Here is a 21,985-nt window from a genome sequence, read left to right on the forward strand (position 1 = left end):
CCCACAAGGAGTAGGCCGACGGCCCCAACGAAGTGACGCCATGACATCCGCAGACCGTTCTTTCATTCGCCCTTTTGCACTGGCTTTCGGGCTGTTCACAGCCGCTGGTGCACCGGCCGGGGCACAGGACGGACAGGTGATCAAAGGCGTCGTTGAACTGTTCACCAGCCAGGGCTGTTCTTCTTGCCCGCCGGCGGACGCAGCGCTGAAGACGCTGGTCGATGACGGTGACGTCGTGGCGCTCGCCTATCACGTCGACTACTGGAACTATCTCGGCTGGGCCGACACGCTCGCCTCCAAGGAAAATACCGAGCGGCAATATGCCTATGCCCGCATGCTCGGTCGCAATGGCGTCTATACGCCCCAGGCCATTCTGAATGGCCGCGACCATCTCAACGGCGGCAACCTTCAGGCGATCAAGACGCGGCTGGAAACGATGAAGGCCGAAGGCAAGGGGCTTGCCGTACCCGTCGATGCGAAGATCCAGGACGAAGAGATCCAGATCAACATCGGCAGCGGCATCGGCAAGGCGAACGTCGTCGTCGTCTATTTCGACCGTGCGAAGGTCGTGAAGATGGAGAAGGGGGAGAACAGCGGCAAGGAAATCCCCTACTGGCATGCCGTGCGCGACATTCAGACCATCGGCATGTGGGATGGAAAACCGGCAAGCTTCACCCTTCCTGCAACGGTGCTGACCGAACGCCCCGGCAACGGTGGCTGTGCCGTTCTCTTGCAGTCGATGAAGGACAAGGAGACGCCGGGCGCGATCGTCGGCGCAACCGCCGTGCTCGCCGGTCCCCAGGGCAAACTCTAGCGCGAAGCGCGAGGGGGTGGTTCGGCCCGGCAGCATCGAGGGGCTGGGGCTGAGGGTTCGAAGTTACCGGACCGAACCGGCCATGGCTGCGTTCGGTGAACTCCCGCAGCATGACGACCTGACCGGACATACGGTGGCAACGACTCTGTCCGTCAGCGCCCGCGAGTTTTGCGGTGAATTGGGGCGGCGATTTGACTGAAATGGGGCAGAGGCAAGAAATGCCCTCATCGTCCAACGGCTTCCGGCTTGCTTTTCGGCTCACGTCAGGCACACTGTTATCGTTCTGTCACAACAGAAGGCCGGATTGCCGATGACCGATGAGCCGGATTTGCCGCAAGGCGAGGCGCGCCATCAGCGCGAGACCACTTCCGAAGTGGTTGTCGATCTTCACGAATACAAGAACGCCAAGAACCCTCCCCCCATCACTTTCCATCGCCGCGAGCTGGACCAGATCCTCTGGGTCTACGGTCGCATGGTCGGCGAGGGTGAGTGGCGGGACTACGCCATCGACCACCTGAAGGACCGAGCGGTCTTCTCGGTGTTCAAGCGATCGGGGGAGATGCCGCTCTACCGGATCGAGAAGAACCCGAAGCTGTCGACGAAACAGGGCGCCTATAGCGTGCTGAACATTCACGGCACGATCCTGAAACGCGGCCACGAGCTCGCCCAAGTGCTCAAGGTGTTCGACAAGGTCCTGAAGCTGGTGGAAACCTGAGGCATGCCGCGCAAATGTGCGCAGCGGCTTTGCGCGACATGCGAAATATCAAGGTCTTAAAACGCAAAAAGCGATCCGAAAGATCGCGATACGCTTCAAGGCCCGATCTGCATCAGCAGCCCGGTGCGATGCGCAGCGGTTTCTGCCGGCGAATGGCTTTGGCCCGAACGCAAGGCTGACTGCAAGCAGCGCACGCCGAGCCTGCCGTCCGACCTGTCGGCAATCAGCTCTGATAGAGCGTGTCCGGATAGACGTCTTCCGGTGGATCGCTCGCCTGCCCCTCGCCGAGCGCGAGCTGCATGATCGCCGTATCGAGCCAGCGGCCATGCTTGAAGCCGGTCGCCTTCATCGTACCCTGGAGTTCGAAGCCGAGGGAGCGGTGCACCGCGATCGAGGCCGGATGGGCGCCGCCGATCACCGCGACCATCTGCCGAAAGCCGAGTTCCGTGCAGCGACGGATCAGTTCGGCGAGCAACGCCCTGCCGGCGCCCTTGCCGCGCGCTTCCGGCGCCAGATAGATCGAATCCTCGACCAGGAAGCGATAGGCCGTGCGCGTCCGGAAGGCGGACGCATAGGCATAGCCGATGATCGATCCGCTGGCGTTACATGCGACCATATAGGGGTAACCGTTGCCGACAATCGTCTCGAAGCGGCTTCGCATCTCCGCCTCCGAAGGGGGCACGATCTCATAGGTGGCGACACCGTTCAGGACGGATTCGCGGTAGATTCCGGTGATGACGGGAAGGTCGGCCAAGGTGGCGTCACGCAAACTCAGGGACATGGCGATAGACTGCATCTCGAGGTTTCATCGTCCTTCACTCCCACGGAGCCGGGACGCGATCAACATAAGTGGGCAACAAAAAAGGCGGCCGAAGCCGCCTTTTCCGTCATTCGTTTCGTGCTCAGTTGTTCCGGTTGCCCAGGAACTGCAGCAGGAACATGAACAGGTTGATGAAGTCGAGGTAGAGCGTCAGCGCGCCCATGATCGCCTTGCGGCCAGCAACGGTGCTGTCATCGGCTTCGTAGTACATTTCCTTGATCTTCTGCGTGTCATAGGCGGTAAGGCCAGCGAAGATCAGCACACCGATCACGGAGATCGCGAAGCCGAGGGCCGACGAAGCAAGGAAGATGTTGACGATCGACGCGATGATCAGGCCGAAAAGGCCCATGATCAGAAACGTGCCGAAGCCCGACAGGTCCTTCTTGGTCGTGTAGCCGTAAAGCGACAGGGCGCCGAACGACGCGGCCGTGACGAAGAACGTCTGCACGATGCTCTGGCCGGTAAAGACCAGGAAGATCGACGACAGCGACAGGCCCATCAGGGCAGCGTAGATCCAGAACGCCGTCTGCGCTGCGGAGACGCTCATCGAATTGATGCGGAAGCTCATGAAGAAGACCATCGCCAGCGGCGCCAGCATCACGACCCACCGCAGAGGCGAACCGTAGATAAGTTGGGCGAATGCCGGATTGGAGACGGCAAGCGCATAGGTTCCGTAAGCTGCCACGCCGGTGATCGCCAGCCCCAGCGCCATCAGGTTGTAGACCTTCAGCATGTAAGCACGAAGGCCTTCATCGATCACGGCACCCGCCTGAGCGCCGGCGGGCGACATTCGGGTTTGGTAGTTTCTCAGATCAGCCATTGTTTCCTCATTTAAGCTCCGGTGGAAGTTACGGTGTCGGGCGGCGAACGGTCTCGCTCAGGAAGGCCGGCTTCCACGCCCAGGCGCCGCTGCGGAGCTCCAGCATGCCTGTGGATAAATATGATGCCGAAATCCGTTGCGTACAAGACCCGAAGCCCCTGGATTCGAACGCATCCGACCGTTTCCGGCAAGCGCGACGGGGATTTACGGTTAACTGCACGCACTCAGAGCTCGCGCAGAACCGGCGCCGCCTTCTGCCCGAGAATGCGCCACGTACCGGCAAGACCGATGCCAACGGTCATCACCAGGGCCCCGGCGACGGTCAGGATGGCGACATCCGGCAGGAAGCTTGACGGCAGCGTCATGATGCGGCTGACGACGAACCAGGCGGCAACACCGCCGGCAAACAGGGCGAAAACCGCGGTTGCAAGGCCGAGAATGGCATATTCGTAGCTGAAGGCCCGGATGAGGGTCGCGCGCGTCGCGCCCAGCGTTTTCAGGACGACCGCATCATGGACACGCGCCCGGTTGCCGGCGGCAAGCGCCCCGGCAAGCACCAGGACGGACGCCACGAGCGCCACCGCGGCCGCGGCCCGGATCGCCGTTGCCAACTGTCCGAGCAGCCCGTTCACGATGTCGAGAGCATCCTTCACACGCACGCTGGTGATCGTCGGATAGGCGTTGGTGACGGCTTTCAGCACCGCAGCCTCTTCTTCCGGCGTCGCTTCCGGATCGATGACCGTTGCCAGCCACGCATGCGGCGCACCGGCAAAGGTATTCGGCGAAAACACCATGACGAAGTTGATCGAAAGCGATTCCCACTCGACATTGCGGAAATTGGCGATCCTGGCGGTAATGTTGCGGCCGAGCACGTTGACGGTCACGGTGTCGCCGATCTTCAGGCCGAGTTCGCCGGCCTCTTCCGCCGAGAAGGAGACCAGGGGCTCGCCGCTATAGTCGGCCGGCCACCATGTACCCTCGGACAGTGTCGAGTTCTCGGGCTTGTTCTTGGCATAGGTGATGCCGCGGTCGCCGCGCAGTACCCATTGGCCGCCGGGCGGAACGTTGCGGCTGTTCACGTCCTCGCCGTTGAAGGCGATGATGCGGCCGCGCAGCATTGGCACCTCGATGACCTTGCCCTTCGGGATCGTCCGCTTCAGCACCGAGCGGAAGCCGTCGATCTCGCTGCCCTGGATATCGACGAAGAAGAAGTTCGGCGCCCGCTCCGCCATGTTGCCGGTGAGTTCGCGGCGCAGATTGCCGTCGATCAGCGCCAGTGTCACGAGCAGCGCCAGCCCGAGACCGAGCGACAATACGACGGAAGGCGTGAGCGCACCAGGGCGGTGAATGTTGCCGATGGCCAGCCGCAGGGCCGGCGAGTTGACCCGCGGGCTGCGGCGCGCAAGCCAGGCGATCAGCAGCGCGACGACGCGCAGGACAATGAAGGCGAAGGCGATCGCGCCGAGGAACACCAGAGAAATATAGCGGTCGTAGGCCGTCCAGATCGCGAGCCCCGCCAGCGCGGCGAGACAGGCGACGGCGCCCAGCAAATAGGGCCATGCCGGAAAGCCCGAGGGGTCGAAACCCTGCTGGCGGAAGAGCGCGGTGGCCGGAATGGCCCGCGCCCGCCCGAGCGGCAGGATGGCGAAGGTCAGCGCCGTCAGCACGCCGAAGAGCGCGGCAAGACCGAGAGCGCCCGGATAGAGATGAAACTCGGTCGAGATCGGCAACAGGTCGGCGAGGAACTGCGCTGCGACAAAGGGGATCAGCATGCCGAGGATCAGGCCGATCACGATGCCGATCAGGGCGATCATCAGGATCTGCGCCAGATAGATCATCGCCACCAGCGAGGCAGGAGCACCCAGGCACTTGAAGGTCGCAATGACGCTGCGCTTCTGATCGAGATAGGCGCGCACCGCGTTGGCAACGCCGACGCCGCCGACGATCAGCGCCGTCAGCCCGACGAGGGTCAGGAACTGCGAGAAGCGGGTGATGTTCGCCGTCAGTGACGGCGCGGCGTTGGCGCTGGTGCGGATCGACCAGCCGGCTGCCGGAAAGCGCTTCTCGGCATCGGCACGAATGGCCGGAAGCTGTGCCGGATCGGCGACCTTCACCTTGTAGCTGTGCTCGACCAGACTTCCCGTCTGCACCAGGCCACTGGCCGCAAGCGCTTCGGCCGAGATCATCAGGCGCGGCGCAAAGCCGAAGCCGTCGGACAAGGCGTCCGGCTCGCGCAGGATCGTGCCGGTGATCCGGATTTTGGCGTTGCCGAGAAGGATCTCGTCACCCATCTGTACGCCCAGGCGGTCGAGCAGCAGCGGTGCCACGATGGCGCCAAAGGTCTCGCCATCGCGCGCCAGCAGTTCACGCAGCGGACGGTTCGGCTCGCTTTCCAGTGCGCCGTAGAGCGGATAGGCGGCATCGACCGCCTTCACTTCGACCAGCGCCTGGTTGGAACCGTCGGGCAACCGCGCCATCGAGCGCAAGCCGGCGGAAACCGCAACGGTGCCGAGCGTGTCGAGATAGGCCCGCTCGTCGGTCGTCGCCACGCGGTTGTTGAGCTCGAAGCGGATGTCGCCGGCGAGCAGTTCCTGCCCCTGCGTAGCGATCGTCGCGGTGATCGATTGCGACAGCGAATTGACGCCGGCAATGGCCGCGGTGCCGAGCGCGATGCAGGCGAGGAATATGTAGAAACCTCGAAGCCCGCCGCGCATTTCGCGCAGCGCCAGGCGAAGGGCAAGCAGCGGCCGCAGCCGAACCGGTGACACGCCGTTCATGCCGAAGCCGCCTCCTGGCGCGGCGTCACCACAAGCGGCTCCGCCTCGCCGCCGGCGACGATTTCGCCGGAGCGGACGCGGACCTGCCGCACACAGCGTGCGGCAAGAGCCGCATCATGCGTCACGAGAACGAGTGTCATGCCGCGGTCACGCTGTTCGGCGAAAAGCAGATCGGCGATCTGGCGTCCGGTCTCGGCGTCGAGGTTACCGGTCGGCTCGTCGGCGATCAGCAGTTTCGGCGAAGGCGCCAAGGCGCGAGCGATCGCCACGCGCTGCTGCTCGCCGCCGGAGAGCTGGCCGGGATAGTGGCTGAGCCGCTCGCCGAGGCCGACGGCGACGAGTTCCTTGCGCGCGATCTCGAAGGCGCCCGCGACATTGGCGAGTTCGAGCGGCACCGCGACGTTTTCGAGCGCGGTCATGTTGGGGATGAGGTGGAAGGACTGGAAGACGATGCCGATGTTGCGCCCGCGGAAGTCCGCCACCCGGTCCTCGTCGAGCCGGTGCAACGGCGTGCCGTCGATGACGATTTCGCCGCTATCCAGCCGTTCGAGCCCGGCAAGCACCATCAACAGGGTCGACTTTCCCGAACCCGACGGACCGACGATGCCGACGGACTGGCCGGCGTTGATCGTGAGGTTCATGCCCTTCAGCACGTGCACCGAGGCTGCCGCCTCCCCGAGGGTCAGATCCGCGTTTTTGAGTTCGATGATGGTGCTGGCCAAGGGAAACAACCCTATATGAACGAAATGGGGAACAGAAACGGCATTCGGGATTTAGGAACAGGCCCATGGCATTAAAAGGATTTCAACGGGTTTTCTTGGCACTGATGATGACAATTGCGTTATCATCGACAGCGCGTGCCGAGACGATCAGCCTTGTGGGGTTCGGCGACAGCCTGATGGCCGGCTATCAGCTCCCGCCGCAGGACGCCTTCCCCGCTCGGCTCGAAAAGGCGCTGAAGGAAAAGGGCCTCGACGTGACGATCGCGAACGCCGGCGTTTCCGGCGACACCTCATCCGGCGGTCTTGCCCGCATCGACTGGTCTGTGCCTGATGGCACGAAGGGCGTGATCCTCGAGCTCGGCGCCAACGACGCGCTGCGCGGCATCCCGCCGGAAGCCACCCGCAAGAACATCGAGGCGATGATCACCCGGCTCAAGGACCGAGGCATAGCGGTGCTACTCGCCGGCATGATGGCGCCGCCGAACATGGGCGCGGACTACGCCGCCCGCTTCAACCCGATCTTTCCGGAGCTCGCCGAAAAATATGGGCTGGAACTCTACCCGTTCTTCCTCGACGGCGTGGTGACCGAGGCGAAGCTCAAGCTGGAAGACGGCATTCATCCCAATGGCGACGGCGTCGGCGTGATGGTCGAGAAGGCATTGCCCGTGGTCGAACGCTTTCTGGCAACATTGAATAAGACGGAGTGATGACATCGTCCACAGTTAAGAGAACGTTAATATTCGTAAGTGTCAAATACTAGTTGCGTGCAGACTCGATGCGTGATTCGCTGAGACATCTGCAAGAGATTCGGGGAGCTCGCCATGCCGAGACTATTCACCGCCCTCGAAATTCCGCGCAATGCAGCAATGAGTCTTTCGTTGCTGCGCGGAGGACTTCCCGGAGCTCGCTGGATAGATGTGGAGAACTACCACATCACCTTGCGCTTCATTGGTGACGTCGACTGGCGCACCGCCGACGAGATCATCGACAAGCTCGATCGGATCGAAAGACCGGAATTCCAGCTTCAATTGACCGGCACCGGCGCCTTCGGCTCCAAGAAACCGCATTCGGTCTGGGCCGGGGTCACTAACCAGCCGGAAATGTATGCGCTGCAGGCCGAAATCGAGCGCATCTGCCAGCGGCTCGGTCTGCAGCCGGATCCGCGCAAGTTCACACCGCATGTGACGCTCGCCCGGCTGCGCTCCAGCCGCGTCGAGGATGTCGTCGAATACCTCTCCGGGCGCGGCAACTTCATGACCTCGCTCTTCACCGTCTCGCGCTTCGTGCTTCTGTCATCGCGCGATTCGGTCGGTGGCGGGCCTTACCTCACGGAGGAGGTCTTCCCGCTTCACGAAGTGCGCTCGCCGAGCCTTACGAGCAACGACGAGCATCCGGCCTCCAGCATCTGGTAGAGCGCCTCGAAGGCGTCCGCGCCTTCGTAATAGGGGTCCGGCACGTCTTCGCTGCGGCCTGAGGCATAGTTCAGGAAAAGATGCACTTTCCCTGCCGCGCCTTCAGGCGCCAGCCCTTTCAGCGTGCGGACATTGTTCTCGTCCATGCCGAGGATCAGGTCGAAATCCCGGAAATCCTCGGCCCGGAGCTGGCGCCCGCGCTGGGCCGAGATATCGATCCCATGCCGACGCGCCGCCTGGATCGAGCGGCCGTCGGGCGGTTCGCCGATGTGCCAGGCACCGGTTCCGGCCGAATCCACCTGCAGCGCCGATGCCAATCCCTTTTGCTCCGCCAACGCACACAGCACGCCCTCGGCCAGCGGCGACCGGCAGATATTGCCGAGACAAACGAAAAGAACTCTGACCGGTTTCATGCTATTCAGTTTTGAAAGGCTGGAGACAGCGGACGCTTATACGCGACAGCTCGGTCTGAGAACAGGCGGATGCGAGGGAGAGAGACGATGACTGCGGAAAAGCTCGGCGAAGCGACGATTGCCGAAAACCTGCACAAGATGGAGGGCTGGGTCAGGGCCGAAGACGGTAACTCGATCTGGAAGGCCTTCCGCTTCAAGAATTTCGTCGAGGCCTTCGGTTTCATGACCGAGTGCGCGATCGTTGCCGAAAAACTCAACCATCATCCGGAATGGTTCAACGTCTACAACCGTGTCGACGTGACCCTGACGACCCATGACGCCGGCGGGTTGACGGAGCTGGACTTCAAGCTGGCGGCCCGGATGGACAAGGCGGCAGCGGGTCGCATGCCCGATCATTTGAAATAGGGAACACAAGTCCCATATTGAAAGCGCTGCAACAGCGGAAGCGGGACGATGGACGACATCAAGATCGGTGAAATTCTCTTGCCTGGCGAAGAATCCGAGCAGGAGCGCAGGGAAAAGCGTGTGAAGCGACGCTTCTGGCCGACGTTTCGCCGGGCAGCACGGCAGATCCCCTTCAGCCGCGACCTCGTCGCCGCCTATTACTGCGCCATCGATCCGCAAACGCCGACGCGGACCCGCGGCATCCTGCTTGCCGCACTCGCCTATTTCGTGCTGCCGATCGATATCATCCCCGACATGCTGGCTGTCGTCGGCTTCTCCGACGACGTCGCGGTGCTGACCGCGGCCTTCGCCGCCATCAGCGGCCAGATCAAGGAAACGCACTACACCAAGGCTGACGAGACCCTTGCCGACACTCCGCAAGATTGAACCGAGATTGGCCTCCTGGGTTGTGGCGCCCCATTCCCGCCAAAAAGTCAAACTCTTGCCCGATTCTTTGTGGCATAGACATGCGAATGGGGTCGGTCGCGCGCTTTGGCGCGTTCGGCGTCATTCAATGGCTTGGGCAGGAATCCTTCCGGAACAGCATTCCGAAGTACCGCGAATCCGACATCGATCCTTGGTCCGGCGAAGGTACGAATCACCGGTCGAACGGCGCCGGACAATGGAGCAAATCGCTCCGTTTCGGGGCTAAACCGGCGGTTTTCGACCATCGTTGACGGTTTGGTAACCTGAATTAAGTCAAAACAAACTCAAATGATGACGACGCGTCGCCCGTCTGACCTGTTTCGGGTGATCGAAGAGCAAGAAAAGCGGCAGGACCTCATGTTTGTAAGAAAGATCGCAACCGCAATCGCATTCGTTCTGGCAACCGCCAGCATGGCTGCCGCCCAGTCTCCGACGCGCATCCAGCAGTTCAACGCCTGGGGCGCCTATTCCTACAATGCCGGCGGCGGCAAGGTCTGCTACGTCCTCTCGGTTCCGAAGGAAAAGAGCCCGGCCGGCGTCGACCACGGCGACATCTTCTTCCTCGTATCCCAGCGCCCGGGCCAGAACATCAGCTACGAACCGCAGGCGATGATGGGCTACCCGCTTCAGGAGAACTCCAAGGTCAACGTCGTCATCGACGGCCGCACCTTCGTGATGTTCACCAAGGGCAACTCCGCCTGGGTCGAAAACGCGGCGGAAGAACCGGCGCTCGTTGCCGCGATGAAGAACGGCAAGGCCATGGCGGTCAACGCCAAGTCGCGCAAGGGCACGGCAACCTCCTATTCCTATTCGCTCTCGGGCATTTCCGCTGCGCTGAAGCAGATCGAGGCCTGCAAGTAATCCAGCCATGTCGCGCAAAACTGTGCAGCGGTCTTGCAACACGATTGCGTGACGTCTGAAGGCGAAAAACCAGGCATGGGGCCGGCTGCGAAGCCGGCCTTCTGCGTTCCCGGGGTCTGCCGCGTGACTCCCGGCCAAAACAATGCTAAAGCGCGGCCCAACTTGAGAGCCTCCGCGCCCCGATTGGCCGCTTTCGATGGCTCGACCGATTTCAATTCGCGCATCAGGACGATTTCCGGACCCGCTCTCCGGACGGCCTCACGCCGTATGACAGGACATCACGAGCATGGCAGCCACTGAAATTTTGAACCGGGTGGAGATTGTCAAGACGCCGCAGATGCGCGCAACGCCCCAGGCGGAAAAGCCGTCGCTGATCGGCCTCCTGCGCGAGGACATGGCAAAGGCGCTGGTCGAACGGGGCGTGCCGGAGCGCCAGGTCAAGATGCGCGTCAGCCAGCTCTGGCATTGGCTCTATGTGCGCGGCGTCTCCGACTTCGACCATATGACGAACGTGTCGAAGGACATGCGCGAGATGCTGAAACAGCATTTCACCATCGCCCGGCCGGAAATCGTCGAGGAGCAGATCTCCGGCGACGGCACCCGCAAGTGGCTGTTGCGCTTCCCGGCGCGCGGCGCCGGCCGCCCGGTGGAGATCGAGACCGTCTACATTCCCGAGGAAGGCCGCGGCACGCTCTGCATTTCGAGCCAGGTCGGCTGCACGCTCACCTGCTCCTTCTGTCACACCGGCACGCAGAAGCTGGTGCGCAACCTGACGGCGGAGGAAATTCTGGCGCAGTTGCTGCTCGCGCGCGACCGCCTCGGCGATTTCCCGGAGCGCGACACGCCGCAGGGCGCGATCGTGCCGGCCGAGGGCCGCAAGATCACCAACATCGTCATGATGGGCATGGGCGAGCCGCTCTACAATTTCGCTGAGGTCAAGACCGCCCTTCTGATCGCGTCCGACGGCGAGGGCCTGTCGCTTTCCAAGCGCCGCATCACGCTTTCGACCTCCGGCATCGTGCCGGAGATCTACCGCACCGGCGAGGAAATCGGCGTCATGCTGGCGATCTCGCTGCATGCGGTGCGCGACGACCTGCGCGACCTGCTGGTGCCGATCAACAAGAAGTATCCGCTGAAGGAACTGATGGAGGCCTGCCGCGCCTATCCGGGACTTTCGAACGCCCGCCGCATCACCTTCGAATATGTGATGCTGAAGGACGTCAACGACAGCCTGGAAGACGCCAAGGAACTGGTGAAGCTCCTGAAGGGCGTTCCGGCGAAGATCAACCTGATCCCGTTCAACCCCTGGCCGGGCACCAACTACCAGTGTTCCGACTGGGAGCAGATCGAGAAGTTCGCCGACTTCATCAACCAGGCGGGCTACGCCTCGCCGATCCGCACGCCGCGCGGCCGTGACATCCTCGCCGCCTGCGGCCAGTTGAAGTCCGAATCCGAGCGCATGCGCAAGGTCGATCGCCTGGCCTTCGAGGCGATGATGATCGCCAATCACGGTGAAGACTGAGATCGAGGGAGACAATACAAGGCTCCGCGGTCTTCAGCCTTGGGAATCGATGAAGAACTTTGATGAATGATCCAGTTCCTATCGATTGATTTCATGTCCTCGGTTTCCTAAGAAGGCGGAAATCATTTCAGGAGGACAACCCATGCGCTCACTTCTCATCGCCCTTGCCGCTACGGTGGCATTCACCCTGCCCGCCCGTGCCGATGAGGTGACCGTCGCCGTGACCGCGATCGTCGAGCATCCGGCGCTCGATGCCGCCCGCGACGGTGTGAAGGATGCGCTGGCCGCCGCCGGCTACAAGGAAGGCGAAAACCTCAAGTTCATCTACGAGTCGGCCCAGGGCAACCCGGCGACCGCCGCGCAGATCGCCCGCCAGTTCGCCGGCGAGGGCCCGAATGTGATCGTGCCGATCTCGACGCCGTCCGCCCAGGCCGTCGTCTCCTCGACCCGCGACATCCCGGTCGTCTTCACCGCCGTTTCCGATCCGGTCGGCGCGCAGCTCGTCAAGGACATGGACAAGCCCGGCGGCAACGTCACCGGCCTCTCGGACATGTCGCCGGTCGGCGAGCACGTGGCGCTGATCAAGGAGATCCTGCCGAACGCCAAGTCGATCGGCTACCTCTACAATTCCGGTGAAGCCAACTCCGTTTCGCTGCTCGCCGTGCTCAAGGCCGAAGCCGAAAAGGCCGGCATGACTGTCGTAGAGTCGGCTGCCACGAAGTCGGCCGAAGTCCAGGGTGCGGCCCGCGCTCTCGTCGGCCGCGCCGATGCGATCTACGTGCCCACCGACAACACGATCATCTCCGCCCTCGAAGGCGCCGTCGCCGTTGCCGAGGAAGCCAAGCTGCCACTCTTCACCGCCGACACGGACTCCGTTGCCCGCGGCTCGCTGGCAGCCCTCGGCTTCAACTACTACGACGTCGGCAAGCAGACCGGCGACGTCGTCGTTCGCATCCTCAAGGGCGAAAACCCGGGTGACATCGCCGTGAAGGTCGCTGCTGGTTCCGACCTGGTGATCAACAAGAAGGCCGCCGAGAAGATGGGCGTCACCCTCCCGGAAAGTGTCGTAAAGCGCGCAACGCGCGTCGTTGAATAAGGCTTTCGGCCTTTTCAGGTTCAAGTTTGTTGCGTTTTACCCGCCTCCGTTCCATACGGGGGCGGTTCGCTATGAGAGGCCCGGGATATCGAGGCCGCTCCAAAGTTCTAAGCAGCATAGGCGCCCCACCGTCGGGCGAATATGCCAGGCGGGAGCGTCGCGCACATAAGGACAACCAAGCGCGACACGTGGAAAAGAGGGTCTGGGGTTGAGTCTAATCGCTTTCTGGGGAGCCGTGGAACTGGGGCTGGTCTACGCCTTCGTTGCCGTCGGCGTCTTTCTCGCTTTCCGGGTACTCGATTTCCCCGACCTGACCGTCGATGGATCGTTTCCTCTGGGGGCTGCCGTCACCGCCGTTCTGATCATCGCCGGCGTCAATCCGTGGCTTGCCGCCTGCGTGGCGATGGTCGCCGGTGCCGTGGCCGGCATCGTCACGGCGATGCTCAACGTGCGCTTCAAGATCCTCAACCTGCTCGCCTCGATCCTGACGATGATCGCGCTCTTCTCGGTCAACCTGCGCGTCATGGGCAAGCCGAACGTCGCGCTGATCAATGCCGACACGATGCTGTCGCCCTTCTACGGCCTCGGTCTGCGTGATTTCTATGTCCGTCCGCTGTTCATCGGCGTGCTCGTCCTCATCGCCGTCGTCGTCGTCTGGCGCTTCCTCGAAAGCGATGCCGGTCTCGCGATGCGCGCCACCGGCGCCAATGCCCGTATGGCCCGCGCACAGGGGGTCGACACCAACCGCCAGATCTATCTCGGCATGGCGATCTCCAACGCGCTCGTCGCCTTCGGCGGCGCGCTCTTTGCTCAGACCAACGGCTTTGCCGACGTCACCTCGGGCGTCGGCACCATCGTCGTCGGTCTCGCGGCCGTCATCATCGGCGAGACGCTGCTCGGTGCCCGCGGTATCCTGATCGCGCTGATCGGCTGCGTGCTCGGCTCGATCCTCTACCGCATCGCCATCCAGCTGGCGCTGTCGACCGACATGCTCGGGCTGCAGGCCTCCGACCTCAACTTCGTGACGGCCGCGCTCGTGACCTTCGCCCTTATCCTTCCCCGCCTGCGTCGTGGAGGTGCGGCATGATCAGCGTCCAGAACATCCAGGTCGTCTTCGGCAAGGGCACGCCGCTGCAGAAGCAGGCACTGAACGGCGTCAGCCTGACCATCGAGCAAGGCTCGTTCGTCACCGTCATCGGCTCCAACGGCGCCGGTAAGTCGACGCTCCTTGGCGTTCTCGCCGGCGACGTGCTGCCAAGTGCAGGCCAGGTGACAATCGGCAAGACCGACGTCACCCGCAAGGGCACCGCCGCCCGCGCCGGCCTTGTCGCCCGCGTTTTCCAGGATCCGCTGACCGGCAGCTGCGGCGCGCTCTCGATCGAGGAAAACCTGGCGCTCGCCGCCAAGCGCGGCGAAGCGCGCGGCCTCACCGCGGCGCTCGGGCCCAAGCGCCGCGAGCATTTCCGCGAACGCATCGCCGAGCTCAATCTCGGACTTGAAAACCGCATGGGCGACCGCATGGACCTGCTCTCCGGCGGCCAGCGCCAGGCGGTTTCGCTAGTCATGGCGACGCTTGCAGGTTCGGAAGTGCTGCTGCTCGACGAGCACACCGCAGCACTCGACCCGGGCATGGCGGAGTTCGTGATGAACCTCACGCAGAAGATCGTCTCGGAGCGCAAGCTGACGACGATGATGGTCACCCATTCGATGCGCCAGGCGCTCGACTATGGCCACCGCACCATCATGCTGCACGGCGGCGAGATCGTGCTCGACGTCGCCGGCGACAGCCGCAAGGAATTGCAGGTCGAGGACCTGATCGCCATGTTCCGCCGCATCCGCGGCCAGACGCTCGACGACGACGCGCTGCTGATCGGCTGAGCCGGTCTACCTGGAACCGATCCGGGTTTGCCCCTCATCTGCCTGCCGGCATCTTCTCCCCGTGGACACGGGGAGAAGAGACAAGCGGCGATCGCTCGGTTCCCGCCAGCCAACGGCACAGGCTGCAATCGACACCCCTTCTAAGATGGCTCCGCCGACGTCGCGTATCGCGCCGATCGGCGCAGCATGCGCTCTTCTCCCCGCGAGCGGGGAGAAGATGCCGGCAGGCAGATGAGGGGCAAATCCGGCCGCCGCGCCTTACCGCGCCGTTGTCATGAGGATCTTCACCGCAAACACCGAGAAGACGCCGGCGAAGCTGAAGTCGAGCGCCCGCATGATGCCCTTGTTGCGCTGCAGCCAGGACGCCAGCCAGTCGGCGGTGAAGACGACCAGCATGTTGACCGGCATGCCGATCACGATGAAGAAGAGGCCGAGGAACAAAAGCTTGCCGGTGACCGAAGGATCGTCGGCGCTGACGAACTGCGGCAGGAAGGTCATGAAGAAGATGATGACCTTGGGGTTCAAGAGGTTCACCCAGAAGCCGGCGGAGATGTTGGCAAGCGCCGTGCCTTCCGTCACCTCGACCTTCTGAACGGAAATGCTCGAACCGAAGCGGACCGCCTGGACCGCGAGCCACAGCAGATAGGCGGCACCACCGGTCTTGAGGATGGTGAAGGCGGTCGGCGAGGCAGTGATCAACGCCGAGATGCCGAACGCGACCAAAAGCGTATGCACGACGATGCCGAAGCTGGTGCCGAGCACCACGAAGAGCGCGGCCCTTTTACCCTGAGCCAGCGCCCGGCTGATCGAAAGCGTCATGTCCGGGCCGGGTGTTGCCGCCAAGAGCAGCGTCGCGGCCGCAAAGGTGAAGAGGGTCGGCAGGCTGGGAATGAAGTCCATCGTCGGTCTCCTCGGCGCACAGTCGCCTTCTCTAGTCCCGCGCCGGTGCTTTTGCCAGCGGATTCGCTCCGTCAGGCGTTCTTCCGCTTGTATCGCCGCAGGTTCTGGCTAAAGTGCCGCAGATTTGCACGCGGCATCGCCGCTCTCCCACGACCAGACGGACAGAAACCATGGCATCGCATAAAGACGTGAAAAAGGTCGTTCTCGCCTATTCGGGCGGTCTCGACACCTCGATCATCCTGAAGTGGCTGCAGACCGAACTCGGCGCCGAAGTGGTGACCTTCACCGCCGACCTCGGCCAGGGCGAAGAGCTTGAGCCGGCCCGCAAGAAGGCCGAAATGCTCGGCATCAAGGAGATCTACATCGAGGACGTCCGCGAGGAATTCGTGAAGGATTTCGTCTTTCCGATGTTCCGCGCCAATGCCGTCTATGAGGGCGTCTACCTGCTCGGCACCTCGATCGCCCGGCCGCTGATCTCCAAGCACCTGATCGACATCGCCAGGAAGACCGGCGCCGACGCGATCGCCCATGGCGCCACCGGCAAGGGCAACGACCAGGTTCGCTTCGAACTCTCGGCTTACGCGCTCAACCCGGATATCAAGATCATCGCCCCCTGGCGCGACTGGTCGTTCAAGAGCCGCACCGAACTGCTCGAATTCGCCGAGAAGCACCAGATCCCGGTTGCCAAGGACAAGAAGGGCGAGGCGCCGTTCTCCGTCGACGCCAACCTCCTGCACTCCTCCTCCGAAGGCAAGGTTCTGGAAGATCCGGCCCAGGAAGCACCGGAATACGTGCACATGCGCACGATCTCGCCCGAGGCCGCTCCCGACAAGGCAACAGTCATCAAGATCGGCTTCGAGCGCGGTGACGCCGTCTCGATCAACGGCGTGCGCCTGTCGCCGGCGCCCCTCCTTGCCAAGCTCAACGAATATGGCCGCGACAACGGCATCGGCCGCCTCGACCTCGTCGAAAACCGCTTCGTCGGCATGAAGTCGCGCGGCGTCTACGAGACCCCCGGCGGCACGATCCTGCTCGCCGCCCACCGTGCGATGGAGAGCATTACGCTCGACCGCGGCGCCGCTCACCTCAAGGACGAGCTGATGCCGCGTTATGCCGAGCTGATCTATTACGGCTTCTGGTTCTCGCCGGAACGCGAGATGCTGCAGGCGGCAATCGACAAGAGCCAGGAGCATGTCGAAGGCGAAGTGACGCTGAAGCTCTACAAGGGCAATGTCATGGTGATCGGCCGCGAGAGCGCCAAGTCGCTCTATTCCGACAAGCTGGTCACCTTCGAGGACGACCAGGGCGCCTATGACCAGAAGGACGCCGCCGGTTTCATCAAGCTCAACGCGCTGCGCCTGCGCACGCTGGCCGCACGCAACCGCAACCAGTGACGACTAACCGGATTGGATCGATCGAGGCCCGCAGCGATGCGGGCCTTTTCGTTGCCCTATTCCCCGGGCGACGGTGCGGCGGCAAGCACTTCCCTCTGCGTCGCGCGGAGGAACCAGACGTAGCTTAAGATCGCTGTCAGCACCATCAACGGGATGACCGTCCCGAAGGCGAGGGTGGGCATGCCGATGAGCGCCGCAGCAAGCCCCCCGAGGAAGCCGCAGGTCATTTGGATGAAACCCATCATCGCCGAAGCGGAGCCGGCGATATGCGGGAAGGACGAAAGTGCCGCCGTCGACATGTGCGGCGTCAGGAAGGCGATGCCGAAGGTGAGGAAGGCGACCGGCACCATGATCGTGAGGTAGCTGGGCTCGATCGCCCGGACAGAGATCGCCATCATCAGCCCGCCGAGGCCGAGCATCGAAAGCCCCGCGCGCACCGACCCCTCGCCGCCTAGCTTGGGCACGGCGAAGCGCAGCGAGATCGATCCGAAGAAATAGGCGCCGCTCTGCATCATCATGCCGAGGCCAAAGGCCGTCGGCGTCATGCCGACCTTGCCAATCAGGATGAAGGGCAGCATCGTCGCCTGGGCATAGAGCGCGCCGACGGAGCCACCGAGCACGATGACCGCAGAGATGAAGCGGGCATTGAGGACAAGCTCGCCATAGGCCTTCGCGAGCCCCGCAGGACGCGCCCGCGACCGGTCTGGCACGCTGGTTTCCCGCATGAAGGCAAGCACGACGGTCGCGAGCATGAGGCCGAAGCCGACCAGCAGGAAGAAGATCGACTGCCAGCCGAAGGTGGCGAGCGCCAGCCCGCCGATCGTCGGCGCGATGGCCGGACCGATCGCCAGCATGATGCCGATGAGGTTCATGATGCGCGCCGATTCCGCGCCGACGAACTGGTCGCGCACGATGGCCCGCGCCACCGTCATACCGACGGAGGCGCCGACGCCTTGCACGAGACGGCCGGCGAGCAGCCATTCGACCGAGGGCGTAAAGGCGGCAATGAGGCTGCCGAGCATGTAGACGCCGACGAAACCCACCGTCGCCGGCCGCCGGCCGAAGGCATCGGACATCGGCCCGGCCAGAAGCTGCGCCATGGCAAAGCCGGCGAAATAGACCGAAAGCGTGAGCTTGATCACCGCCTCGGTGCTGCCGAAGGCAGTCACCAGTTCCGGCATCGCCGGCGTGTAGATCGACATCGAGATCGGGCCGATGGTCGCCAGCATGGCGCCGATGATGCTCGTGCGCCGTTCGCTCATGCGGCGCGTCATCGAGCGTCTCCGGACTTCTCTCCCGTCTCCTTGCCGGCGAGGCACGGATCGAGGCGGCGCAGATTGTCGCGCAGAATGCGCAGGTTCGAACAGAGATGTTCACGCGCCGCCTCGTCGAGCCCGGCGGTATAGGCGTTCATCATCTCCCGCAGCCCGGCCATCAGCTCGGTGAGCAGCGGATCGGCCTTGTCGCTGATCACGACGTTCTTGGCGCGGCGGTCGGCCGGATCCGGAACGCGGGCGACGAGGCCCATCGCCTCCAGCCGATCGAGATAGGCCGAAAGCGTCATCGGCTCGATGCCCATGCGGGTGGCGATCTCGGCCTGCTTGATGCCTTCGGTGAGCGCCACCTGGATGAGCGTGCGCGCCTCGCCGGGGGTGATGCCCAGATCCATGGCGTTGACCTTGCGATCGAAAGCCCCACGCAACAGGCGCGAGACGTCGGTCAGCAGCATTCCAATGGTTTCGGATTCGAGTTTGAAGGGCATCAGGATCGTGCATAAAAGATATAATAAGTTTTCCTTATCATATCCCCTGACAGCGTTCAACGCGCCACCGGTTGTGGCTTAGCCTTCGAGCTCCTCACGCAACATTTCGAGCTCCAGCCATTCCTCCTCCATGCGGGCCAGATCCGCACGAAGCTTCTCCAGTTCCTGCGCGAGCTTCGCAAAAGCGTTTGGGTCTTTTGTGAAAAGGTTGGGGTCGGCCATCTTCTCTTCGCGCTTGGCGGCCTCGGCCTGCGCCTTGGCGATCTCCTTCGGCAGGTTTTCGAGCGCGAATTTCTGCTTGTAGGAAAGCTTGCCTTTGGCGGCCCTTGGCGCTTCGGCGGCGGGTGCGGCCGTGTCGTTGGCCTTGGCCTTCTCCACCCTTTCGGCTCTGCGCTTCTCCTCGATCGCGCCCTTGCGCTGCGCCATCATGTCGGAATAGCCGCCGGCATATTCGATCCAGCGGCCGTCCGGCTCCTCGGGGTTTGACGGCGCGATCGTCGAGGTGACCGTGCGGTCGAGGAAATCACGGTCGTGGCTGACGAGGATCACCGTTCCGGCAAAGCCGGCGACGATCTCCTGCAAGAGGTCGAGGGTCTCGATGTCGAGGTCGTTGGTCGGCTCGTCGAGGATCAAGAGGTTCGTCGCCCGCGCCAGGATACGCGCCAGCATCAGCCTTGCCCGCTCGCCGCCGGAGAGTTCGCGGATCGGGGTGCGCGCCTGCTCCGGCTGGAACAGGAAGTCCTTCATGTAACCGGTGACGTGGCGCTGCTCGCCATTGACCAGCAGGTTATCGCCGCGGCCGTCCGTCAGGTAGTGTGCCAGCGTGTCATCCAGATTGAGGTCTTCGCGCCTCTGGTCGAGCGTCGCCATTTCGAGATTGGTGCCGAGCTTGACCGTGCCGCTGTCCGGTTCGATCTGCCCGGTCAAAATCTTCAGAAGCGTCGTCTTGCCGGCACCATTCGGGCCAACGAGACCGATGCGGTCGCCGCGATGCACGCGGATCGAGAAGGGTGCAACGATGGTGCGCTCGCCATAGGCCTTGCTGATCTTCTCGGCCTCGATCACCAGCTTGCCGGATTCCTTGGCATCGGCAACCGTCGCCTGCACTGTCCCCTGCGGTCCCTTGTGGCCACGATAGGCCGCCCGCATGGTCTGCAGTTCGCCGAGACGGCGCATGTTGCGCTTGCGCCGCGCAGTCACGCCGTAACGCAGCCAATGCTCCTCGCGTTCGATCGCCTTGCCGAGCTTGTGCTGCTCCAGCTCTTCCGCTTCCAGCACCTCGTCACGCCACGCTTCGAAATGCGCAAAGCCGCGGTCGAGCCGGCGCGACTGGCCACGATCGAGCCAGACGGTCGCCGTCGATACCTTCTCCAGGAAGCGCCGGTCGTGCGAGATCAGCACCAGTGCCGAGCGGCTGCGGGTAAGCTCGTCTTCCAGCCATTCGATCGTCGGCAGGTCGAGATGGTTGGTCGGCTCGTCAAGCAGCAGGATATCGGGCTCTGGCGCCATGACGCGGGCGAGCGCCGCCCGGCGCGCCTCGCCGCCGGAGAGCCGCTTCGGGTCTTCTTCGCCGGTCAGTCCCAGATGCTGCAACAGATAGGCGACGCGATAGGGGTCGTCGCTCGGCCCGAGCCCCGCCTCGGCATAGGCCTGCACCGTGTCGTAGCCGTCGAAATCCGGCGCCTGGTGCAGATAGCGAATGGTCGCCGAGGGATGGCGGAACACTTCGCCCGACTGTGCTTCCGCAAGACCCGCGGCAATCTTCATCAGCGTCGACTTGCCCGAGCCGTTGCGCCCGACCAGGCAGATCCGATCGCCCGGCTCCACTTGCAGGTTGGCGCCGGCCAGAAGCGGCGTGCCGCCGAAGGTGAGGAAGATGTCGTCGAGTTTCAGAATGGGGGGCGCCAAGGCTCAGGCTCCGGTAAGATCATAGGGGCGGGCAAGCACGATGGCGCGGCCGCTCTTGAGGCTGAAGCGAAGGGGACCCTCCGCAACATTGGAAACGGTTCGGGACGAGCCGAACGGCAGGGTGAAATCGTCGAGCGGGTAACGCGCATTGACGATCGAAAGACCGGTAAGCTCGGTCAATCCCAGGACCGAAAAGAGGCAACCCTTCGGCAGGTCGAGTTCGAGCGTACCGGCAAGCAGCGGATAGGCCTCTTCCTCGCCGGAGGTCATCAGCACCGAAAGCCCGCGCTCGGCAAGGGCGACCGCCTGCAACAGGTGCAGGAAGGCATGGTCGCTGCGGGTGCCGCCAAGCGCACCGGCAAAGATCAAGCTATCGGCACCACGCGACAGGGCAGCCTCGACGGCGATCTCGCCATCCGTGGCCGCCTTTGCCGCCGGATAGGCCTCGCGCGGAACGGAGGCGAATTCGGAAAGCAGGGTGTCTTCAGTCGAATCGAAATCACCGACCCAGACATCCGGGACGATGCCGAGCAGACGGGCGTGCCGCATGCCGCCGTCAGCCGCGACGAAGCGGCTTCCGCCGAGCTGGCGTGTCAGCCGGTCGGTGCTTGTGAGCGCACCGCCAAGCAGAATGGTGAAGGTCGATCGAGCCATGGCAAAGCCCATAGCGCAAAGGACCGCGGAAGGAAAACGAAGAAAGCTGCAAGACGCTCGGATCTCAAGATTTTGCGAGAGCCGTCAATGGCCATCCGGCACCAGATCGGGAGACAGCATGCCGGCATAGACGCCAGGCGTCGAATCCGGAATCTCGATGGCGCCGGTCACCCGCTCATAGAACTTCGCCGGGCCGACCCCGCCGATGACCGCATAACCGTAGCCAGCCTCGCGCATCGCCGTCAGGCTTTCGATCAGCAGCGCCTCGCCGATGCCCTGCCCGCGCATGCCTTCGTCGACGCCGGTCGGGCCGAAGAAACCGAGCGCGGTCACGTCGTAGCAGGCGAAACCGACAATCTTCTCGTCATGCACCGCGATATGAATGCGCGTCGGGGTCGAGGAAAAGGCCGCTTCCGCCTCGCCCCCCCAGCCGGCGCCGAAAGTCCTCTCGATCCAGGAGACGACCAGGCGGCGCTCGGGCGCCATGGCGCGGCGAATGCGGATGCCCGGGCCAAGCTTCGACTGGGGCTGCGCCGGCAAGGCATATAGTCGAACGAGCATATCTGGCATGGCATTTCCTCCTCGCGGCTCTCTGCAGTTTTTGTCTTAACGCGGCTGCCGGCTTACGCAAGCGCGGACGCCATGCC

23 protein-coding genes are annotated in these 21,985 nt (G+C 63.4%); 12 read left to right on the forward strand and 11 right to left on the reverse strand.

Annotation, left to right across the window (positions count from 1 at the left end; translation table 11 throughout):
- Nucleotides 1-40 precede the first annotated feature (40 nt).
- The gene (locus BHMPCIPO_RS16930; protein ID WP_173517843.1) at nt 41-814 is read left to right on the forward strand and encodes a DUF1223 domain-containing protein; all 774 of its coding nucleotides are present in this window, start codon (nt 41-43) and stop codon (nt 812-814) included.
- Nucleotides 815-1,124: 310 nt separating this feature from the next.
- Complete coding sequence (locus BHMPCIPO_RS16935; RefSeq protein ID WP_065374081.1) at nt 1,125-1,529, forward strand: DUF2794 domain-containing protein; 405 nt, start codon at nt 1,125-1,127, stop codon at nt 1,527-1,529.
- A gap of 223 nt (nt 1,530-1,752) precedes the next feature.
- Here the strand turns inward: BHMPCIPO_RS16935 and BHMPCIPO_RS16940 are convergent, their stop codons facing one another.
- The 4 genes from BHMPCIPO_RS16940 to BHMPCIPO_RS16955 all read right to left on the reverse strand — a co-directional run bounded on the left by BHMPCIPO_RS16940 (nt 1,753) and on the right by BHMPCIPO_RS16955 (nt 6,668).
- On the reverse strand, nt 1,753-2,310 hold the full coding sequence (locus tag BHMPCIPO_RS16940) for a GNAT family N-acetyltransferase (RefSeq protein WP_173518202.1): 558 nt from the start codon (nt 2,308-2,310) through the stop codon (nt 1,753-1,755).
- Nucleotides 2,311-2,431: 121 nt separating this feature from the next.
- Nucleotides 2,432-3,169, reverse strand: coding sequence for a Bax inhibitor-1/YccA family protein (locus BHMPCIPO_RS16945; protein WP_173517844.1), 738 nt, complete (start codon nt 3,167-3,169; stop codon nt 2,432-2,434).
- Nucleotides 3,170-3,393: 224 nt separating this feature from the next.
- The gene (locus BHMPCIPO_RS16950; RefSeq protein WP_173517845.1) at nt 3,394-5,946 is read right to left on the reverse strand and encodes an ABC transporter permease; all 2,553 of its coding nucleotides are present in this window, start codon (nt 5,944-5,946) and stop codon (nt 3,394-3,396) included.
- Nucleotides 5,943-6,668 carry an ABC transporter ATP-binding protein gene (locus tag BHMPCIPO_RS16955; protein WP_173517846.1) on the reverse strand — a complete coding sequence of 242 codons (726 nt, stop codon included), beginning with the start codon at nt 6,666-6,668 and terminating at the stop codon, nt 5,943-5,945. The genes BHMPCIPO_RS16950 and BHMPCIPO_RS16955 overlap by 4 nt, the downstream gene beginning before the upstream one ends.
- A 65-nt stretch (nt 6,669-6,733) precedes the next feature.
- On the opposite strand from BHMPCIPO_RS16955, the gene BHMPCIPO_RS16960 reads away from it, so the two are divergent.
- Both BHMPCIPO_RS16960 and thpR read left to right on the forward strand, forming a co-directional pair.
- A complete protein-coding gene (locus BHMPCIPO_RS16960; protein ID WP_173517847.1) occupies nt 6,734-7,375 on the forward strand; it encodes an arylesterase in 642 nt (213 codons plus the stop codon).
- 114 nt (nt 7,376-7,489) lie between these two features.
- A complete protein-coding gene (thpR, locus tag BHMPCIPO_RS16965) occupies nt 7,490-8,080 on the forward strand; it encodes an RNA 2',3'-cyclic phosphodiesterase (RefSeq protein ID WP_173517848.1) in 591 nt (196 codons plus the stop codon).
- On the opposite strand, the gene BHMPCIPO_RS16970 is transcribed toward thpR, so the two are convergent.
- Nucleotides 8,017-8,493 (reverse strand): low molecular weight protein-tyrosine-phosphatase, encoded by a 477-nt coding sequence (locus BHMPCIPO_RS16970; protein ID WP_173517849.1) that lies wholly within the window; start codon nt 8,491-8,493, stop codon nt 8,017-8,019. The two genes, thpR and BHMPCIPO_RS16970, sit on opposite strands and share 64 nt — an antisense overlap.
- Nucleotides 8,494-8,580: 87 nt before the next feature.
- Between BHMPCIPO_RS16970 and BHMPCIPO_RS16975 the strand changes: the two genes are divergently transcribed.
- From BHMPCIPO_RS16975 to BHMPCIPO_RS17005, 7 genes are all read left to right on the forward strand, one after another.
- Entirely contained in the window at nt 8,581-8,898 is a 318-nt protein-coding gene (locus BHMPCIPO_RS16975; protein WP_173517850.1) for a 4a-hydroxytetrahydrobiopterin dehydratase, read from the forward strand.
- 48 nt (nt 8,899-8,946) lie between these two features.
- Nucleotides 8,947-9,324, forward strand: coding sequence for a YkvA family protein (locus tag BHMPCIPO_RS16980; RefSeq protein ID WP_173517851.1), 378 nt, complete (start codon nt 8,947-8,949; stop codon nt 9,322-9,324).
- A 396-nt stretch (nt 9,325-9,720) separates the two neighbouring features.
- Nucleotides 9,721-10,224, forward strand: coding sequence for an invasion associated locus B family protein (locus tag BHMPCIPO_RS16985; RefSeq protein WP_173517852.1), 504 nt, complete (start codon nt 9,721-9,723; stop codon nt 10,222-10,224).
- Between the two features lie 337 nt (nt 10,225-10,561).
- Entirely contained in the window at nt 10,562-11,746 is a 1,185-nt protein-coding gene (rlmN, locus tag BHMPCIPO_RS16990; protein WP_490243275.1) for a dual-specificity RNA methyltransferase RlmN, read from the forward strand.
- 142 nt (nt 11,747-11,888) lie between these two features.
- Nucleotides 11,889-12,842, forward strand: coding sequence for an ABC transporter substrate-binding protein (locus BHMPCIPO_RS16995; protein ID WP_173517854.1), 954 nt, complete (start codon nt 11,889-11,891; stop codon nt 12,840-12,842).
- A 208-nt stretch (nt 12,843-13,050) separates the two neighbouring features.
- The gene (locus BHMPCIPO_RS17000; protein WP_173517855.1) at nt 13,051-13,929 is read left to right on the forward strand and encodes an ABC transporter permease; all 879 of its coding nucleotides are present in this window, start codon (nt 13,051-13,053) and stop codon (nt 13,927-13,929) included.
- Entirely contained in the window at nt 13,926-14,720 is a 795-nt protein-coding gene (locus BHMPCIPO_RS17005) for an ABC transporter ATP-binding protein (protein ID WP_173517856.1), read from the forward strand. The genes BHMPCIPO_RS17000 and BHMPCIPO_RS17005 overlap by 4 nt, the downstream gene beginning before the upstream one ends.
- Before the next feature lie 258 nt (nt 14,721-14,978).
- Here BHMPCIPO_RS17005 and BHMPCIPO_RS17010 read toward each other — a convergent pair whose 3' ends face one another.
- Nucleotides 14,979-15,620, reverse strand: a complete 642-nt coding sequence (locus BHMPCIPO_RS17010) for a LysE family translocator (RefSeq protein ID WP_173517857.1) — start codon at nt 15,618-15,620, stop codon at nt 14,979-14,981.
- A gap of 170 nt (nt 15,621-15,790) precedes the next feature.
- Between BHMPCIPO_RS17010 and BHMPCIPO_RS17015 the strand changes: the two genes are divergently transcribed.
- Nucleotides 15,791-17,014 carry an argininosuccinate synthase gene (locus tag BHMPCIPO_RS17015; protein WP_173517858.1) on the forward strand — a complete coding sequence of 408 codons (1,224 nt, stop codon included), beginning with the start codon at nt 15,791-15,793 and terminating at the stop codon, nt 17,012-17,014.
- 56 nt (nt 17,015-17,070) lie between these two features.
- Here BHMPCIPO_RS17015 and BHMPCIPO_RS17020 read toward each other — a convergent pair whose 3' ends face one another.
- The 5 genes from BHMPCIPO_RS17020 to BHMPCIPO_RS17040 all read right to left on the reverse strand — a co-directional run bounded on the left by BHMPCIPO_RS17020 (nt 17,071) and on the right by BHMPCIPO_RS17040 (nt 21,908).
- A complete protein-coding gene (locus tag BHMPCIPO_RS17020; RefSeq protein WP_246304336.1) occupies nt 17,071-18,288 on the reverse strand; it encodes a multidrug effflux MFS transporter in 1,218 nt (405 codons plus the stop codon).
- Nucleotides 18,285-18,776 (reverse strand): MarR family winged helix-turn-helix transcriptional regulator, encoded by a 492-nt coding sequence (locus tag BHMPCIPO_RS17025; RefSeq protein WP_173517859.1) that lies wholly within the window; start codon nt 18,774-18,776, stop codon nt 18,285-18,287. The genes BHMPCIPO_RS17020 and BHMPCIPO_RS17025 overlap by 4 nt, the downstream gene beginning before the upstream one ends.
- Before the next feature lie 78 nt (nt 18,777-18,854).
- The gene (locus tag BHMPCIPO_RS17030; RefSeq protein ID WP_173517860.1) at nt 18,855-20,684 is read right to left on the reverse strand and encodes an ABC-F family ATP-binding cassette domain-containing protein; all 1,830 of its coding nucleotides are present in this window, start codon (nt 20,682-20,684) and stop codon (nt 18,855-18,857) included.
- 3 nt (nt 20,685-20,687) lie between these two features.
- The gene (locus tag BHMPCIPO_RS17035) at nt 20,688-21,338 is read right to left on the reverse strand and encodes a thiamine diphosphokinase (RefSeq protein ID WP_173517861.1); all 651 of its coding nucleotides are present in this window, start codon (nt 21,336-21,338) and stop codon (nt 20,688-20,690) included.
- 84 nt (nt 21,339-21,422) lie between these two features.
- Nucleotides 21,423-21,908, reverse strand: a complete 486-nt coding sequence (locus BHMPCIPO_RS17040) for a GNAT family N-acetyltransferase (RefSeq protein WP_173517862.1) — start codon at nt 21,906-21,908, stop codon at nt 21,423-21,425.
- Between the last annotated feature and the right edge of the window lie 77 nt (nt 21,909-21,985).

Origin of the sequence: Ensifer sesbaniae (assembly GCF_013283665.1) — a bacterium.
Taxonomy (GTDB): Bacteria; Pseudomonadota; Alphaproteobacteria; order Rhizobiales; family Rhizobiaceae; genus Ensifer; species Ensifer sesbaniae.